Source organism: Arthrobacter sp. M71 S08 (genome assembly GCF_059089725.1).
In genome coordinates this window covers 1-16,240 of record NZ_JBNHEY010000009.1, presented here as the reverse complement: position 1 = coordinate 16,240, position 16,240 = coordinate 1, and the positions used below count along the sequence as shown (strand labels likewise).

Sequence of the window (16,240 nt, the reverse complement as noted above, 5' to 3'; positions counted from 1 at the left end):
TTAGCGGTCGATGTTGCGGCCGATGGTTTCACGCATGATTTCGCTGGTGCCGCCGAAGATGCTCAGGAGGCGGACGGCCAGGAACGCCTGTGCAACAGGGTATTCCAGAATGTAGCCATAGCCTCCGTGCAGCTGCAGGCAACGATCGGTGATCGACTTCACCCGTTCGCTGGCCCACAATTTGACCCTGGCGGCACTGACGGCGTCGAGCGCTCCCTCATTGAAGGCCAGGACGGCCCGGTCGACGTAGGTCTCCATGACCTCAACCTCGGTCAGGATGTCCGCGAGTTCGAATCGGGTGTTCTGGAAGTCGATGACACGCTCGCCGAAGGCGTTGCGCTCCCTGGTGTACCGAACGGTTGCCTCATACATTGTTCGCCCGACAGCCGAGGATGCGACGGCGATGGCCAGACGTCCCTGCGGCAGCTGCTCGGTGACGTACCGCAGTCCCTGCCCTACCTCGCCCACGAGGTTGGCCTCAGGTACCCGCACGTTGTCGAAGAAAAGCTCAGCCGTGTCGGAAGCCTTCAGCCCCATTTTGTCGAGCTGCTTGCCGGTTTCGTAACCCTGGCCCTTTTCCACCATGAACATGGAGAAGGATTCGCCGCCACCCCGCCCGGTGGAGCCGTCAGTGCGGGCGAGAACCAGGGAGGCATCACCGCTGATGCCGTTACCGATGAACGTTTTTTGTCCGCTGATCAGCCAACCGTCGCCGTCTCGTACCGCCTTGGTGCGCACGCCGCGCAGATCGCTCCCGGCACCGGGCTCGGTCCATGCCACTGACGTGACTTTCTCACCGGTGACCATGCCGGGCAACCAGTTCTGCTTCAGCTCGTCAGATCCGTAGGCAAGCAAATGGGGGAGGACCAGGTCGTCGTGCAGATGGAAAGCCAACCCGGTTGCCAGGTGGTTGGCGCGGGCGAACTCTTCATCAAGGACTACGCGGAAACGGTAATCCGGCATCCCGGCTCCGCCGAACTCCTCAGGCACAGCCAGGCCCAGCAGCCCCTGTTCTCCGGCGGCGCTCCACATGGTACGCGGCATCATGTGCTCACGGTCCCACTGCGCATAGTTCGGCGCGACCTCACGTGAGTTGAACTCCTGCGCTACTTCGCGGAAGAGTTCGTGGTCTTCCTCGAACAGAGTGCGTTTCATGCAGCTTTCCCTTCTGATGAGGCTTCGTTCCGCACGCCGGAACAGACCGAAGAAAAACCAATGGCCGCCCCGAACATCCAGGGCGGCCACCGAAGCCTGCGGCTACTGCCGGCGGGCCAATGGGGTGAGTAACGGGGTTTGAACCCGCGACCTCCTGGACCACAACCAGGCGCTCTGCCAACTGAGCTATACCCACCATGCGCCTCGAGTAACCGGCCCGCGCGTCACCTGCTGGGAAGCGGGCTTACTGGGGCTGAACGAGGCAGCGCAGACAATTCTACACACATTTTTGCGCACTTTTTCCGCCGCCCCCGACACAGGGCTCGGCGGCCCGCGCAGCGGCTCAGCTTCCGGCGAGCAGATCCCGCGCTGCTGCCCTGCTGGTCTCCGAATCCGGTCCGGGGCCAGGGACAAAGATGGTGCTGCGGTAGTACTGCAATTCACGGATGGAGTCCCTGATGTCTCCAAGCGCACGGTGGTTCCCGCTCTTCTCCGGCGCCTGGAAATAGGCGCGGGGATACCAGCGCCGAGCCAACTCCTTGATCGTTGACACATCCACCACCCGGTAGTGCAGGTGCTCCACCACGGCGGGCATGTCGCGGGCAAGGAACACTCTGTCGGTTCCCACCGAGTTTCCGCCCAGCTGCGCACGCCGTGGTTCCGGGACGTGCGCAGTGATGTACTCGAGCACGCGGTCCTGCGCCTCCTGCATCGTCACTCCCTGCGGGAGCTCTTCGAGCAGGCCGGAGACGGTGTGCATGTTGCGAACGAAATCGCCCATGGATTCGAGCGCGCCTGGCGGCGGTGCAATAACGACGTCGACACCCTCGCCCAGGATGTTGAGTTCGGAGTCAGTGACGATGACCGCCACCTCGATCAGGGCGTCCGCGACAGGATCCAAACCCGTCATTTCACAGTCGATCCAGACGATGGGTTCACTTGTTATCGGCACCCGACAAATGTACCGGGTTATTCGCAGTCGGGAGCCGGACCAGGCTCGTGAGGTCCGAACCCCCCGGCCCTGCCGCAACCTGCAACCCGGCGGTTTGCAGCTGCTCAAATGGTAAAATCGAGCGACCTCGATCCCCATCACCGCCCGTGTCAGACCGACGATCGGATCCCCCTGCAATGACCGCCCCTGCGCCTGCTTCTGTTGCAACTGCGCACATCGGGCGTCCCCGGATAGCAATCATCCAGGGGTTCGTCGGGTCCATGCTCATGCTCGTGGGATCTTTCGGCGTGGGTTGGCTCTCGCTCGCGTCCCGCGAACTCCGCCAGGTGCCGGTGATCATCTGGTTGCGGTTTGAACCCGTTGGCGCTGTGCTCTCCGTCCTTCTACTGGCACTTGGTGGGATGCTCCTCGTTCGAGCGTGGCTGCGACTCGGCCAGCGCCTGCAGGGATGGGGCCCCGAGTCGAGACGGACAATCCTGACGGCCACCTTGGCGTGGGCCGCGCCGATGTGCTTTGCACTGCCACTGTTCAGTCGGGACGTTTTCGCCTACATCGCTCAGGGCCGGGTCATGGTCGGCGGACTCAACCCTTACAAGGACGGCTATTCGCAGATTTCCAACTACCTGCAGATCGGAGCAGACGATCTGTGGGCGCAGAGTCCCACACCGTACGGTCCCATCTTCCTTTGGCTGGAAGAGGGTGTCGTGCGCCTCACTGGTGGCCAGCCGGACCTGTCGATCCTGCTTTTCCGTCTTCTCGCAATCGTGGGCGTCGTATTGTGCGTGTACTACGTGCCACGGCTGGCCGAACTGCACAACATCAACCCCAACCGGGCGCTGTGGCTGACCGTGGCGAACCCGCTGTTCCTCACCAACTTCGTGGCCAGCATCCATAACGACTCCCTCATGGTGGGTCTCGCGCTGGCCGCGCTCTATGTGGCTGCCAGAGGGCGGTACGTTGTGGCGATCCTCCTCGTCACACTCTCCATCGGCATCAAGCCCATAACCTTGATTTTCCTGCCCTTCATCGGCTTGATGTGGGCAGGTCGCGGTGCGAGCTGGCCCCGGAAAATCTTGTACTGGGCAATTACGGCGGGGTTGTCGCTTGGCATCCTGTGGGTCCTTGGGATCATGAACGGGTTCGGGTTCGGCTGGGTCGGTGCGCTCAGCACTCCCGGAAGCGTGTGGATATGGTACGCGCCCGTCGGTTTCCTCGGGATGGTTGTTGCCATCACCGGTGACGCGCTCGGATTCGATGGCTGGTCCTGGGCAGACGTCGTCCACACCACCGGCACCCTGGTATCGCTCGTCCTCATCACATGGTTCATCTTCAAAGGTGATTACGCCCACCTGGTGCGCCGGCTGGCGCTGGCCCTTTCCGCCGTCGTGCTCCTGGCGCCGATGATCCAGTCCTGGTACGTCGTCTGGTTGATTCCGCTGTTCGCGGTGACCGGTATCCGGGACGACTGGCAGGTCAAGATCCTGTACTTCGCCGTGTCCTTCTTCATGATCTATGCGATCTCGGATCAGCTGGATATCTTCCCCTACATCGAGTTGAGCCTGCACACTGCACGGCAGCTTGCCGCCGTGGTCGGAGTCGCATTCGCAACCTACCTCGTGGTGCTCGACCCCCGGACCAAGACGCTTTTCCGGGGGCCGCGCACACCGGATCAGGTCCCTCTTAGCCGATAGACAGCGGTTTCGCGAACATGCGAAGGGCGCTCGATGGGGCGATACTGGTGGGATGAGCGAACTGCAGGAACAAGTCATACGGGCAGCATTCGACATCTCGCACTGGGAACCTGAGTCGTATTCGGTTGACGGAGTCGACAGCGAACTGACGCGGGTTAGCGCAACGAAAGAATTCGTCGGGGACATTGAGGGGTCCTCCGTGGCCGAGTTGCTCATGGCAGGAAATAACCGCGGAGCCGGTTATGTGGCGTCGGAGGTTTTCACCGGGAGCATCCTTGGCCGACGCGGGAGCATGATCGTGCAGCACTGGGGGCTCGCGGAAGGAAGCGCAGCGGCCAGTTCGGGACATGTCATTCCAGGGTCCGGGACAGGGGACCTGGAAGGGATCGCCGGCCGCGTGGAGTACTCGCAGGACGTTTCCGGTCAGCACTATCTTGAACTGCGAGTGACATTCCCCGGGTGATTCTGTGCCCCCGGCGCGACTCGAACGCGCAACCTACGGATTAGAAGGCCGTTGCTCTATCCATTGAGCTACGGGGGCCTGGGCGGGCGAAGCGCCCACACAAGTTTAGCGGTTCTTAGTCTGCGTTATCTCCTCCACAGCCGACAAATTTCACTGCGGTTGCCCACATAGCCACGGACAACGATCACACGGTTCACACCCCGTCAGAGACTTGAGCTAGCCGATGCGCCGGCGTCGGTCCTCAAACATCTGAAGGGAAAGAACGATGAGCAACTATGTGACGATTCGTGGTTTTGTCGGCACCGATGTCAAGTGTTCCGTGGCAAGCAGCGGACTGCCGATCACCAAGTTCAGGCTCGGCAGCTCCGCCAGGTACTTCGATAAGAAGGCCAACACCTGGGTGGATGGTGACACCAACTGGTATTCCGTTTCGATGTTCCGGCAGTTGGCCACAAATGCCGGAGTCAGTTTGCAGAAGGGTGATCGCGTCATCGTGACCGGCAGGCTCCGGGTCAGAGCCTGGGTCAATGATGAAGGAAAGAGCGGCACCACGGTGGAGATTGACGCCGACTCCGCCGGGCATGATCTGTTGTTCGGGACGGCGAGTTTCAGGCGTTCCAGCGCCGACCGTAACGACCCCTCGATGCAGACAGGGACTGATGACGGATTCTCGGGCGTCGACTACGGCACGGGTGAACTGCCGCCAGGTTTTGGCGCTCCCGGCACAGCTGCTGAGTCACCGGAGAGCCAGTCCGACCCCGATCCGGATCCCGATGCCGAGTCCGGTGCGGACGACGAGCTGGTTACGGCGCCCTTCTAGGCCTTGCCGCCGCCGGTGCCGTGTCAGAATTGGGTCATGCGGGGATATCGGACACGGCCGGAGACCGAAACCAGAGGGAAACATACGGTCGTGGCGTTGTGGCTCCTCCCCGCACTGATCCCCCTCGTGATCAGCGGATGTGGGGCCGCCTCTGTCGGGATCCAAACCCTTGCGTCAACGGTGTCGCCGGCAACGCCAGGCCCTGATCCTGCAGCATCGACTCTGCCGTCGGTTGCTTCCACGGCAGACGCCGTTACCTCCCGCATCGCCGACGCCCTGAACTCGCTGGCAGCCGAGACAAGCAAGCCGGACGCAGAAGCACTGCGGGCTGCCTTCGAGTCGGCGGGCGTCGATGCTGACTCCGTTGAGGTATCCATAGACACCACTCCGACCGGCCTGGAAGTGGACGCGATGACCGCGGCCGTGCCCGTCGGGGAGACATGCGTCTTCGGGCACGTTCGTGACGGCACCGCAACAGCGACGCAACTTCCTGCACTTTCCGACGGACGGTGCTTCGTAGGAGACCAGAGGTAACCGGACGGGCGGCTTATCCTGCGACGCCCGAATATGTTCTGGAGGTCTCCACGCACTAGCCTTGTCCTATGGCGGAATTTATCTACACAATGACCAAGGCCCGCAAGGCTGTTGGCGACAAAGTAATTCTCGACGACGTGACCATGTCCTTTTACCCCGGCGCCAAGATTGGCGTGGTGGGGCCGAATGGTGCGGGTAAGTCCACCATCCTCAAGATCATGGCAGGTTTGGACACTCCCTCGAATGGAGAGGCAAGGCTCAGTCCCGGTTACACCGTGGGCATACTCCTTCAGGAACCGCCCCTGAACGAGGAAAAGACGGTCCTCGGCAACGTTCAGGAAGGCGTTGGCGAGATCTACGGCAAGATCCAGCGCTTCAACGAGATCTCCGAGGAAATGGCTAACCCGGACGCCGACTATGACAAGTTGTTGGACGAGATGGGCAAGCTACAGGAAGCCATCGACACTGCCGATGCGTGGGACCTTGACTCGCAGCTTGAGCAGGCAATGGACGCCCTCCGTTGTCCGCCGCCGGAAACTGATGTATCCATCCTTTCCGGCGGAGAGCGACGCCGGGTTGCACTCTGCAAGCTGTTGCTCCAGAAGCCCGATCTATTGCTGCTTGACGAACCTACCAACCACCTCGACGCCGAGAGCGTACTGTGGCTCGAGCAGCATCTGTCCGCGTATCCGGGCGCCGTACTGGCCGTTACCCACGACCGGTACTTCCTTGACCATGTAGCCGAGTGGATCGCTGAAGTGGACCGCGGACATCTGTACCCCTACGAGGGCAACTACTCGACCTACCTTGAGAAGAAGCGCGCCCGCCTCGAGATTCAGGGCAAGAAGGACCAGAAGCTTTCCAAGAGGCTCTCGGAAGAGCTCGAGTGGGTGCGTTCCAACGCCAAGGGCCGTCAGACCAAATCCAAGGCCCGCCTGGCCCGCTACGAGGAAATGGCATCCGAAGCGGAGCGGACCAGGAAGCTGGACTTCGAGGAGATCCAGATCCCGCCTGGCCCCCGTCTCGGCAGCCAGGTCATCGAGGCACACGATCTCCAGAAGGGCTATGACGACCGCATCCTCATCGACGACCTGTCCTTCTCGTTGCCCCGAAACGGCATCGTTGGAGTCATCGGGCCCAACGGCGTCGGCAAAACCACGCTCTTCAAAACCATCGTTGGACTTGAACCGCTCGACGACGGGGAACTGCGGATCGGTGATTCGGTCAAGATCTCCTATGTTGACCAGTCGCGTGGTGGGATCGACCCCAATAAGTCACTGTGGGAAGTGGTATCGGACGGACTGGACTACATCCAGGTCGGTCAGGTTGAAATGCCATCCCGTGCGTACGTCTCCGCGTTTGGCTTCAAGGGACCCGATCAGCAGAAGAAAGCAGGAGTGCTTTCAGGTGGTGAGCGCAACCGTCTGAACCTCGCGTTGACCCTCAAGCAGGGCGGCAACCTGCTGCTCCTCGACGAGCCCACCAATGACCTGGACGTGGAGACACTCTCCAGCCTCGAGAACGCGCTGCTTGAGTTCCCCGGTTGCGCAGTCGTGGTGTCCCACGACCGGTGGTTCCTCGACCGGGTAGCCACCCACATCCTCTCCTACGAAGGCACTGAGGAAGACCCGGCGAGCTGGTACTGGTTTGAGGGTAACTTCGAAGCGTATGAGGAAAACAAGATCGAGCGTCTCGGCCCCGAAGCAGCCAAGCCGCACCGGGTGACCCACCGGCGTCTTACCCGCGACTAAGTCTTTCGCCGTCAGGTAAGCCACAGATAGAACCGGTAAGCCACTGATGAAGGGAGCGTGCATTCAGCACGCTCCCTTCATCAGTTCTCCGGCGACCCTTATCAGTTCTTCCAGCGACGCATCTTCTGGTCCATCAGCTTTTTCTGTACTGCGCCCTTGAGGCGGCTGCCGGCGTCGTCGGGCACACGGATCATCCCCTCCTGCGCAACGGTTGCCACCAGGTCCCCGGCCCGGTTGTAGATCTTCCCCAGCGCCAGTCCACGGGCCCCCGACGCACTCGGCGAGGCCTGAACGTATAACAGCCACTCGTCGACACTGACCGGGCGATGCCACCACATGGCGTGGTCGAGGCTCGCCACGCTCATTCCCGGTTGTATCCAGGTGAGCCCGTGGGGACGCAGGATCGATTCGAGCAGGGTGTAATCACTCGCGTAGGCCAGAGCGGCCTGATGCATCGCGGGATCTGCGGGCATCGAGCCGAAGGTCTTCATCCAGACGGCGTTGACCGGTTCCCTGGAGCCGGAGTTCTCGACATAGAGGGGAGAGTCGATATGGCGGATGTCGAACGGGCGGTCATAAGCCCACGCCTGCGCGACCGGATGATCGAACCGGCCCAGCAGGTCCGCGGTGGAGGGGAGCGATTCCGGATCGGGAAGGCCTGACGGCATGGCTTCCTGGTGGGTGATGCCTTCGTCCGGCTGCTGGAAGGACGCGATCATGGACAGGATCGGTACGCCGTTCTGGTAAGCGTGGACCCTCCGCGCCGAGAATGAGCGCCCATCGCGCAGCCGCTGCACGCCGAAGGTGATGGGAAGATCGGCATCACCGGCCCTGAGGAAGTAGCCGTGCATCGAGTGTACGGAGCGCACTGGTTCCACGGTTCGAATTGCGGCAATGAGGGCCTGGGCGAGTACCTGCCCTCCGAAGACCCGCTTGCCCGGCTGTTTCACCGGCGTCGCGACGTAGATTTCCTCATCCGTCTGGGCTCCGGCGGCACTGTCCAGGTCGAGGAGGCTGACGAGGGCGGCGGTGGGATCCTGCACGGGTTGCGCGGACATGGTGATGATTGGCTCCTTGTATTGCGGGCGGTGTCCCTGGACGGCTCCGGGCTTATCCGGCGAAGCGCCGTCAGGGGAACCATGACCGACATTAGACTGCGCGGCTTGCTGCCTCAACTGACCGGTGTCTGTGCCGCATTATCTGACCGCAACCGCTGTCGCCCTGAACATTACGGAAATGGAAGGGGCTGGCGCGCAGATGAGAGTATTGCACCATGTCCCACTCCTCCACGATGGCCCGAGAACTGACCGTTGCCGAACCCCAGGTGATGCTGGACCTGCGCACATATGTCGGTCGCGCCCGCGCCGCCCAGGATGGTGCGGTGCGGCTGCAGGCCATCGGGAACGTCCTTGCTGCGTACGTATGCATCCTCGCTCCGCGGGTCCTCGGGGAGGCGACGCCCACGGTGCTCGGGCTGCGGACCATGCCGCTTCGCGAAACGGCGCAACTCGATACAACGGTGGCGCTTGCCTCAGTGTCGGACCGCCTGGCCCATATGGGGGATAACGACGTCGTCCTGCCGGTCCCACCGACAACGGTCACCGAAATCTGGGCAGGGGTCCTGCCGCCGCGGTCGGGCTGGCGGCCCGAGGGCACAATTCCATCGGACCAATTGCTCGCCGCGGCCTCTGACGGCATCCGGGAAGTTGCTGAATCCGTGCCGGAGTCGCCGGGAGCCATCGTAGTCAACAACGCCCGCGGAATCATCTGGGGACGGCCCATCGAAGGAGCCCCGCCGAATCTGCCGGCGGGCGCTGCCTTCGGAGGTTTCGCTCTCGGGTTTCTGGTACCGGGGGAGCAGGCAGGCGTATTCACAAATGGCCGCTGGACGCGGCTCAGCACCGGGAGCGGACACGTCCTCGTCCGACAGGCTGCCGTTCTTTGAGAGTCAGCAGCCGTGGAACTGATCAGGCAGAGTTGACCATGGAGTGCGCAGCCCGTTCAAGGTAGTCCCACAGCGTTGATTCGTGCAGGGGCGAGAGCTCGAGGGAATCAAGCGCGTTCCGCATGTGCACCAGCCAGCGGTCACGAGCAGCCGGAGTCACGCGGAACGGCTGGTGGCGCATCCGCAGACGCGGATGGCCGCGAGTCTCACCGTACGTTCTCGGGCCTCCCCAGTATTGCTCCAGGAAGAGCAGGAGGCGCTCCTTGGCGGGGCCCAGGTCCTCCTCCGGGTACATGGGGCGCAGTAGTTCATCCGATGCCACGCCGTCGTAGAACGCATCAACGAGGCGAACGAATGTGTCGTGTCCGCCAACGGCTTCGTAGAAGTTGTCCGTGTAGGAAGGCTGGTCGAACCGCGGACCCACCGGCGTCAAGCGCGCGATGGGTTCACCGAATCGGGACGGGATAGGGATGGGGCCGGGTGTTTCACTGCTCATTGGCTTTTTTCCATTTTTTCGTCGTCGGTCGCGGGTGGGACGTAGTTCCCCTGGGATCTGTTGCCTACCTTCATAATGTCACCGTTGCGGATGTACCAGATTGCTCCGTTCTCATCCACCATGCGGGTTATCCGAAGTCCGACCGACTGCACGACCCCGACGGTGTCGCCCACTTCAATGACATCTCCGATGCCGTACTGATCCTCGATGGTGATGAAGAACCCGAGGAAAGCATCCCGGATAACTTCCCGGGCTCCGAAACCAATGGCTATACCGACGATCCCCACACTTGCGAGGATTGGGCCAATATTGACTCCGAGCTGCTCAATCGCGGTCATCAGCGCAATGAGCGCGATCGTTACCGCGGTGGCACTGCGCAGGAGCGCACCGATCGTTTCAGCCCTCTGGACACGGCGCTTGTGATCCAGCGTCCGCAACACCGGCTGAGCCCACCGGAAATGCGGCTTCTTGAACATGTCATACCCGTTTTGCACGCGCTGAACCATGCGGTTGATCAGCACACGCAATATCAGCCACAGTACGAGCGCGGCCAGCAGGATCAGCACGGCGGCGATGATGTTACCGCCGTAACCGAGCTGGTCAAGGAACTGCATGGGGACACCTTTCATTGAGTGCGCTCACGTACGGGGGAGGTCACGGTACGTGGGAGGCAGCTCAAGGTTACCGTCGCAGGGTGGGCGCAGTCGCATTCCTGTCCTGGGCGGTTTGCCTTTCCCGGGCTTTGGATCAGGCTGTCGTCATCGCATGAGGAGGCTCAGCAAGTGGCCCTGCGGCAGCACCGACCGTCACAACAGGCTCGTGCAGGACGGGGAAGTTGACCGACCGTCCGATGAAGCAGGCAGCAGCAGCTGCGCTGTGGATTGACTGCGCCGTGCGCTTGGCCTTCTTGTCCGTAATAGTGACGCGGGGCCTGAGCGTCACGCTGGTGAACTGGCCACTGCCGTCGGGGTTGAGCCGCATGGTGCCTTCGGCGGCGTCCTCGTAGGCGGTCACGATGATGCTGTGTTTCACCGCCATGTGCAGATAGGACATCATGTGGCACTGCGAGAGTGCGGCGAGGAGGAGCTGCTCCGGGTTCCAGCGTTCGGGATTGCCATGGAAGGTCGCGTCCGCTGACCCGAGGATCACCGGCACGCCTGGCGAGGACACCTCGTGGTCCCGGGAGTAGGACCGGTACGTGGCCGTACCTTCGCCATGATTTCCGGTCCACACCACACTGACACGATAGTGATGCTCAGAGAGGTTCATAGGCACAAAGTACACCCGTTGGCCCGGACGTGCAGGTGTGCATTTCCGGGCCAGCTGGTGGGCTGCTACTTGTCTGCCGCCTGAGCCCTGAGCGCCCTTGCTACGCCGTCGCGGTTCTCCAGGGTGAGCCGACGGAGGGAAGCCAGATCCGAGTCCAGTGTGGCCAGGAAGTCATCGGTCGCATCCAGGGTCGCCTGGGTTGTCAGGCGGGAGGGGTAGAGCCCGACGATGATCTGCTGAGCGATCTCATGCGTGCGATTCGCCCAGATTTCTTTGGCCGCGGCGAAGTACTTCGCCGCGAAAGGCTCCAGAAGGGCCGTGTCGTGGACGCGGGTGAAGCCGTTGATCGCTGAACGCTGTGCAGCGTTCGGCATATCGGAGCGTTCGACGACGGCCGCCCAGGCCTCTTGTTTGGCCTCCGCTGTAGGAATTGCGGCCTTGGCCTGCGCGGCGGCAAGCGCGCCGGTAGCGGTGGCATCCCGTTCGAGCTCGGCGTCGATGTCCTGCTGCGTCTTTCGGCCACCCGCCACGAGACTGGTCAAGAGCTCCCAACGCAGGTCGGCATCAACTGAGAGTCCTTCCGGCGCACCGGAGCCATCGAGAATTTTCTCTACGATGTCCAGTTGCGGATCGGTCTGAGCATGCACAGCGAAGGCCTTCACGAACTGCAGCTGCGAGTCCGAGCCGGCGTCGGCGCCTTCCACCAACTCCCACAGGCTGTCTGCTGCAGCTATTTCCATGGCTTGACGATCTTCAGGGTTCACGTAGAACGTCAGCGTGGTCGCGAGTTGCCGCAGGAGTACCAGAACCACCGAGGAGTCGGATTCCGAGGCGATGTTTTGGAGAATCAGCTCAACGTAGTTGCGGGCGGGAGTTTCGCCGTCCCTGGCGGCGTCCCACGCAGAAGCCCACACCAGGGTGCGAGGCAGGGACGCGCTGAAATTCTTCAGATGACGGGTGGCCGTGCGCAGTGACCGATCGTCAAGGCGAATCTTGGCGTAGGCGAGATCATCGTCATTGAGGAGCACCAGGTCGGGCCGCTGCATGCCGACCAGTTCCTCGACATCCGTGTGTTCACCCGCAACATCGAGCTCCACCCGGTGGGAGCGCTCAAGCTTCCCGTCCTCTGACAGGTCGTAGAATCCAATCCCCAACCGGTGTGAACGGATCGTTGGATGCTCGGCGATGGCGGATTGGAGGACAGCGAACGAGGTGATGGCGCCGTCGTCGTTCCACTCGATCTCCGGGCGGAGGGTGTTCACACCGGCTGTCTCCAGCCACTGGGTCGACCACTCCGTGAGGTCGCGGCCGCTTGCCCTTTCAAGCTCGACGAGTAGGTCGGAGAGCTCGGTGTTGGACCAGGCATGCTTGCCGAAGTATTCGCGTACGCCCTCCATGAACTTGTCCTGCCCCACCCAGGCCACAAGCTGTTTGAGGACCGAAGCGCCCTTGGCATAGGTGATCCCGTCGAAGTTGACCTGCACATCCTCCAGGTCATTGATCGGGGCCACGATGGGGTGCGTGGAGGGGAGCTGGTCCTGACGGTATGCCCAGGCCTTCTCGAGGGATGCGAACGTGGTCCACGACTGCGTGAACCTGGTTGCCTCTGCGGCGGCAAGGGTGGACATGAATTCGGCGAAGGACTCATTCAGCCAGAGGTCATTCCACCAGCGCATGGTCACCAGGTCACCGAACCACATGTGCGCAAGCTCGTGCAGGATGGTGATCGCCCGGCGCTCGACGGTTGCATCTGTAACCCGCGAGCGGAAGACGTAGCTCTCCAGGAAGGTCACCGCGCCGGCGTTTTCCATCGCTCCGGCGTTGAACTCCGGCACGAACAGCTGATCGTACTTCTCAAACGGATAGGGCGTGCCGAACTGGGCTTCGAAGAACTCGAAGCCCTGGCGGGTCAATTCGAATACGTTCTCGGCGTCGAGGTGCTGCATGAGCGACTTGCGGGCGAAAACACCCAAGGGGATAGTGCGTCCATCGGAGCTTGTCAGCTCGCTGCGTACGGACTGGTACGGTCCCGCGATCAGCGCAGTGACGTAGGAGGAGAGCACCGGAGTCGGTTCGAACGCCCACGTGGAACTGGTGCTGCCGTCGTCCGCTGAGCTCGCAGCGACAGGCTGGGGAGTGGGGGAGTTGGAGATGACATCCCAGTGTGACGGCGCCGTCACGGTGAAGCGGAACGTCGCCTTGAGATCCGGCTGCTCAAAGACGGCGAAGACGCGGCGGGAGTCCGGGACCTCAAACTGGGTATAGAGGTAGACCTCGTTGTCAACAGGATCAACAAAGCGGTGCAGGCCCTCGCCGGTATTCATGTAAAGCATGTCCGCATCGACAACCAGCTCGTTGGACGCAGCAAGATTATCCAGACGGATCCGGATGCCGTCGGCGACGGACCCGACGTCCAGGTCCACACCGTTGAGCGTCACGCGGTGGACGGATTCGGTGACGGCGTCAATGAAGGTGGAAGAACCCTGCTCGGCGTCGAAGGACACCACGGTGGTCGATCGGAAAACCGAGTCGCCGCGGGTCAGGTCGAGGTTGATGGCATAGCTGTGGACGCTGACTGTGGCCGCGCGCTGGCGTGCTTCGTCCCGCGTCAGGTTCATACCTGGCAAGGTGGTGCCTCCGGGAGTTGGGGGTGGACTACCGCGGTTACACGGTGTGACCCACCATACGCAGAACCGCGCACCTTCGGGAAACGAGCTCAACCTGTTCCCAAGGTCGTATCCCTACCGTTGCAGCAGCACGACAGTCGTGCAACGTCCCGCCACCTGTGGCGGCATGCCGATGCGGCTGTCCGGACTGCATAGGAGTGTGAACATGTCCCCGAGATGGAGCACTGCGAGGGCTACCGCAATTGCGTCGGCTCTTGCTATCGGCGGTAGCGCCGTCGTCGCGACGCCGGCGCTCGCCGCACCGGGTGACGCGACCGCGTCAGCGGTGAATATGGAGTTGTCCCTGGAGCTCCTCGGCGCGAACCTGCTGGACGTTGACGCTATTGCGGCAGCGGAGGGCCCGCCCGGAGAGACGGCTATTCCCGACCTCTCAGCCCATCTCGGTGCCTTGACGGGCGCGAGCGTGGCCGGCGCCGCCGAGCTGTCCACCGCGTCCGGCGCAGCGGGAACATCCAGTTCTGCACTGGTCGATGACCTTTCTGTGTCGGTGCTCGGTGTTCAAGCGGTTGAGGCAAAGCAGGTGTCCTCCTCAGCGGACTGTCTACCTGGCGCCCTCCCCGTAGCAGAGACGGATTCGCAGGACGTGGCCGTGCTGGGAACACCGGTTGACCTGGACGAAATTGCACCCGAAGGTTTGCAGGTGTCCACCCCAGCGACCGTTCCCGGGATGACCAGCGCCGAGATCTTAGCCAAGGTACGGCCCGGAACCAACACCCACAATGCTTCATCAGCGAAAGCCACCGGTGTCACAGTCAACCTCACGCTCAAGGGAACGGTTCCCGGCGTTGGGATGGTCGCGGCGATCTGGTTGGGCAACGTCACCATCGGTGACGTGAGCTGCGAGCGTCTGGACGCACCGCCGGCGCCAACGGCCCAGGAGCTGACGCCGACCAACGGTGTGAGCACCGGTGGGGACACCGTGACCCTTCGCGGCTCCGGCTTCACGGCCGGTACAAAGGTGGCTGTGGGCGGGACCACAGCTACCGACGTCGTCGTTCTGTCAGACAGTGAGCTCACCTTCACCACTCCGGCGAACCCTGCCGGCACGGCACTGGTGACGGCGACAACCTCTTCAGGGACGACGGGCGGCCTCGAGTTCACTTACAACCAGCCTGCGCCCGAGAAGCCCGTCGTCGAGGAGATCGACCCGGACGAAACGGCTGCGACCGGAGGGGAGGAGATCTGGGTCTTCGGTTCAGGCTTCGCCAGGGACCGCACCAGCGTCACCGTGGGCCAGACCGTCATATCGCCGTCCGACGTCGAGGTACTCAACACGGGCACACTCATCGTCAAGGCACCCCCGCACGCGGCAGGACCTGTACCGGTAAGCGTGACCACACCCGTCGGCACCAGCGGCACGATCGACCTGAACTACGTCGCGGTAGCGGTGCCTCCGACCATCACCTCGGTCACCCCGGACTCAGGTCCGCTCACGGGGAACGCAGTGGTAACGCTGAGGGGCACAGGCTTTGTGCCGGCGGCAACCACTGTGACCATGGATGGCGCCTCGTTCCTGGACGACGACGTCACGGTCGTTTCCGATACGGAGCTCTCCTTCACCGTTCCTGCAGGCACAGCAGGGCCGGTGAACATCGATGTCACGACGGCGGCAGGCACCTCCAACCAGGTGGTCTACACCTACACTGAGCCTGCGCTCCCGCCGGCGCCGACAGCGACAGCGCTGTCACCGACCTCCGGGCCGGCCGAAGGCGGAACGCTGGTGACCGTTGTCGGAGAGGGATTCCTGGCAGGGGAGACCTCAGTGACAGTGGGAGGAGTAAACATCCCTGTGGAGAGCGTCACGGTCGCTACAGCGACGGAACTCTCGTTCACTACTCCCGCCCATGCAGCGGGCAGCGCCGACGTCGTCGTTTCAACCCCGAACGGTGACTCGGGAACGCTGAGCTTCTCCTACCTGGCTGCTCCTCCGCCGCCCGCCGGTGTGGGGGGACACGACTTCTCCGGCGACGGTAATGCGGATGTGCTGGCTCGTGATCGGGATGGGCGGTTGTGGCTGTACCAGGGCAACGGTTCCGGTGGCTGGCTGATGCGGGTTCAGGTCGGTTCGGGTTGGAACACGATGACCACCATCGTCGCGCCGGGAGACTTCTCCGGCGACGGTAAGGCAGACGTGCTGGCCCGTGATCGGGATGGGCGGTTGTGGCTGTACCAGGGCAACGGTTCCGGTGGCTGGTTGAAGCCGGTCCAGGTCGGGTCCGGTTGGAACGGTATGACGAGCATTGTCGGCCCCGGTGACTTCTCGGGTGACGGGAAGGCTGATGTCCTTGCTCGTGATCGGGACGGGCGGTTGTGGCTGTACACGGGCAACGGCTCCGGCGGTTTCCTGAAGAAAGCTCAGGTCGGATCCGGTTGGAACAGCATGACGAGCATTGTCGGCCCCGGTGACTTCTCGGGTGACGGGAAGGCTGATGTCCTTGCTCGTGATCGGGACGGGCGGTTGTGGCTGTACACGGGCA

The 16,240-nt window shown here is 62.6% G+C and carries 14 protein-coding genes and 2 tRNA genes; 7 read left to right on the top strand and 9 right to left on the bottom strand.

Annotated elements, in window-relative coordinates:
* The 3 genes from AC5RTB_RS15105 to orn form a co-directional block, all read right to left on the bottom strand.
* Entirely contained in the window at positions 1 to 1,155 is a 1,155-nt protein-coding gene (locus tag AC5RTB_RS15105; RefSeq protein WP_494061874.1) for an acyl-CoA dehydrogenase family protein, read from the bottom strand.
* 120 nt (positions 1,156 to 1,275) lie between these two features.
* Positions 1,276 to 1,351, bottom strand: a tRNA-His gene (locus AC5RTB_RS15100).
* Between the two features lie 147 nt (positions 1,352 to 1,498).
* Complete coding sequence (gene orn / locus AC5RTB_RS15095; RefSeq protein WP_494061873.1) at positions 1,499 to 2,107, bottom strand: oligoribonuclease; 609 nt, start codon at positions 2,105 to 2,107, stop codon at positions 1,499 to 1,501.
* A 176-nt stretch (positions 2,108 to 2,283) separates the two neighbouring features.
* On the opposite strand from orn, the gene mptB reads away from it, so the two are divergent.
* Both mptB and AC5RTB_RS15085 read left to right on the top strand, forming a co-directional pair.
* Positions 2,284 to 3,798: a polyprenol phosphomannose-dependent alpha 1,6 mannosyltransferase MptB gene (gene mptB, locus AC5RTB_RS15090; RefSeq protein WP_494061872.1), complete on the top strand. Its 1,515-nt coding sequence runs from the start codon at positions 2,284 to 2,286 to the stop codon at positions 3,796 to 3,798.
* Positions 3,799 to 3,850: 52 nt separating this feature from the next.
* Entirely contained in the window at positions 3,851 to 4,261 is a 411-nt protein-coding gene (locus tag AC5RTB_RS15085; protein ID WP_494061871.1) for a DUF3224 domain-containing protein, read from the top strand.
* A 5-nt stretch (positions 4,262 to 4,266) separates the two neighbouring features.
* Here the strand turns inward: AC5RTB_RS15085 and AC5RTB_RS15080 are convergent.
* Positions 4,267 to 4,339, bottom strand: a tRNA-Arg gene (locus tag AC5RTB_RS15080).
* Between the two features lie 187 nt (positions 4,340 to 4,526).
* Between AC5RTB_RS15080 and AC5RTB_RS15075 the strand changes: the two genes are divergently transcribed.
* The 3 genes from AC5RTB_RS15075 to ettA all read left to right on the top strand — a co-directional run bounded on the left by AC5RTB_RS15075 (position 4,527) and on the right by ettA (position 7,366).
* On the top strand, positions 4,527 to 5,081 hold the full coding sequence (locus AC5RTB_RS15075; protein WP_494061870.1) for a single-stranded DNA-binding protein: 555 nt from the start codon (positions 4,527 to 4,529) through the stop codon (positions 5,079 to 5,081).
* A gap of 90 nt (positions 5,082 to 5,171) precedes the next feature.
* The gene (locus AC5RTB_RS15070; RefSeq protein WP_494061869.1) at positions 5,172 to 5,615 is read left to right on the top strand and encodes a DUF6993 domain-containing protein; all 444 of its coding nucleotides are present in this window, start codon (positions 5,172 to 5,174) and stop codon (positions 5,613 to 5,615) included.
* 68 nt (positions 5,616 to 5,683) lie between these two features.
* Positions 5,684 to 7,366 carry an energy-dependent translational throttle protein EttA gene (ettA, locus tag AC5RTB_RS15065; protein WP_494061868.1) on the top strand — a complete coding sequence of 561 codons (1,683 nt, stop codon included), beginning with the start codon at positions 5,684 to 5,686 and terminating at the stop codon, positions 7,364 to 7,366.
* A gap of 101 nt (positions 7,367 to 7,467) precedes the next feature.
* Here ettA and AC5RTB_RS15060 read toward each other — a convergent pair whose 3' ends face one another.
* Positions 7,468 to 8,424, bottom strand: a complete 957-nt coding sequence (locus AC5RTB_RS15060) for an acyl-CoA thioesterase (protein ID WP_494061867.1) — start codon at positions 8,422 to 8,424, stop codon at positions 7,468 to 7,470.
* 215 nt (positions 8,425 to 8,639) lie between these two features.
* On the opposite strand from AC5RTB_RS15060, the gene AC5RTB_RS15055 reads away from it, so the two are divergent.
* Positions 8,640 to 9,311, top strand: coding sequence for a DUF8185 domain-containing protein (locus AC5RTB_RS15055; protein WP_494061866.1), 672 nt, complete (start codon positions 8,640 to 8,642; stop codon positions 9,309 to 9,311).
* Between the two features lie 22 nt (positions 9,312 to 9,333).
* Here AC5RTB_RS15055 and AC5RTB_RS15050 read toward each other — a convergent pair whose 3' ends face one another.
* The 4 genes from AC5RTB_RS15050 to pepN all read right to left on the bottom strand — a co-directional run bounded on the left by AC5RTB_RS15050 (position 9,334) and on the right by pepN (position 13,694).
* Positions 9,334 to 9,807 carry a globin gene (locus tag AC5RTB_RS15050; RefSeq protein WP_494061865.1) on the bottom strand — a complete coding sequence of 158 codons (474 nt, stop codon included), beginning with the start codon at positions 9,805 to 9,807 and terminating at the stop codon, positions 9,334 to 9,336.
* Entirely contained in the window at positions 9,804 to 10,421 is a 618-nt protein-coding gene (locus AC5RTB_RS15045; protein WP_494061864.1) for a mechanosensitive ion channel family protein, read from the bottom strand. Before AC5RTB_RS15045 ends, AC5RTB_RS15050 begins: the two co-directional genes overlap by 4 nt.
* Before the next feature lie 133 nt (positions 10,422 to 10,554).
* Positions 10,555 to 11,076 (bottom strand): OsmC family protein, encoded by a 522-nt coding sequence (locus tag AC5RTB_RS15040; RefSeq protein ID WP_494061863.1) that lies wholly within the window; start codon positions 11,074 to 11,076, stop codon positions 10,555 to 10,557.
* A 65-nt stretch (positions 11,077 to 11,141) separates the two neighbouring features.
* Positions 11,142 to 13,694, bottom strand: coding sequence for an aminopeptidase N (gene pepN / locus AC5RTB_RS15035; protein ID WP_494061862.1), 2,553 nt, complete (start codon positions 13,692 to 13,694; stop codon positions 11,142 to 11,144).
* A gap of 214 nt (positions 13,695 to 13,908) precedes the next feature.
* Here pepN and AC5RTB_RS15030 point away from each other — a divergent pair.
* Positions 13,909 to 16,240 (top strand): IPT/TIG domain-containing protein (locus AC5RTB_RS15030; protein ID WP_494061861.1); only part of this gene is annotated, 2,332 nt, incomplete at its 3' end.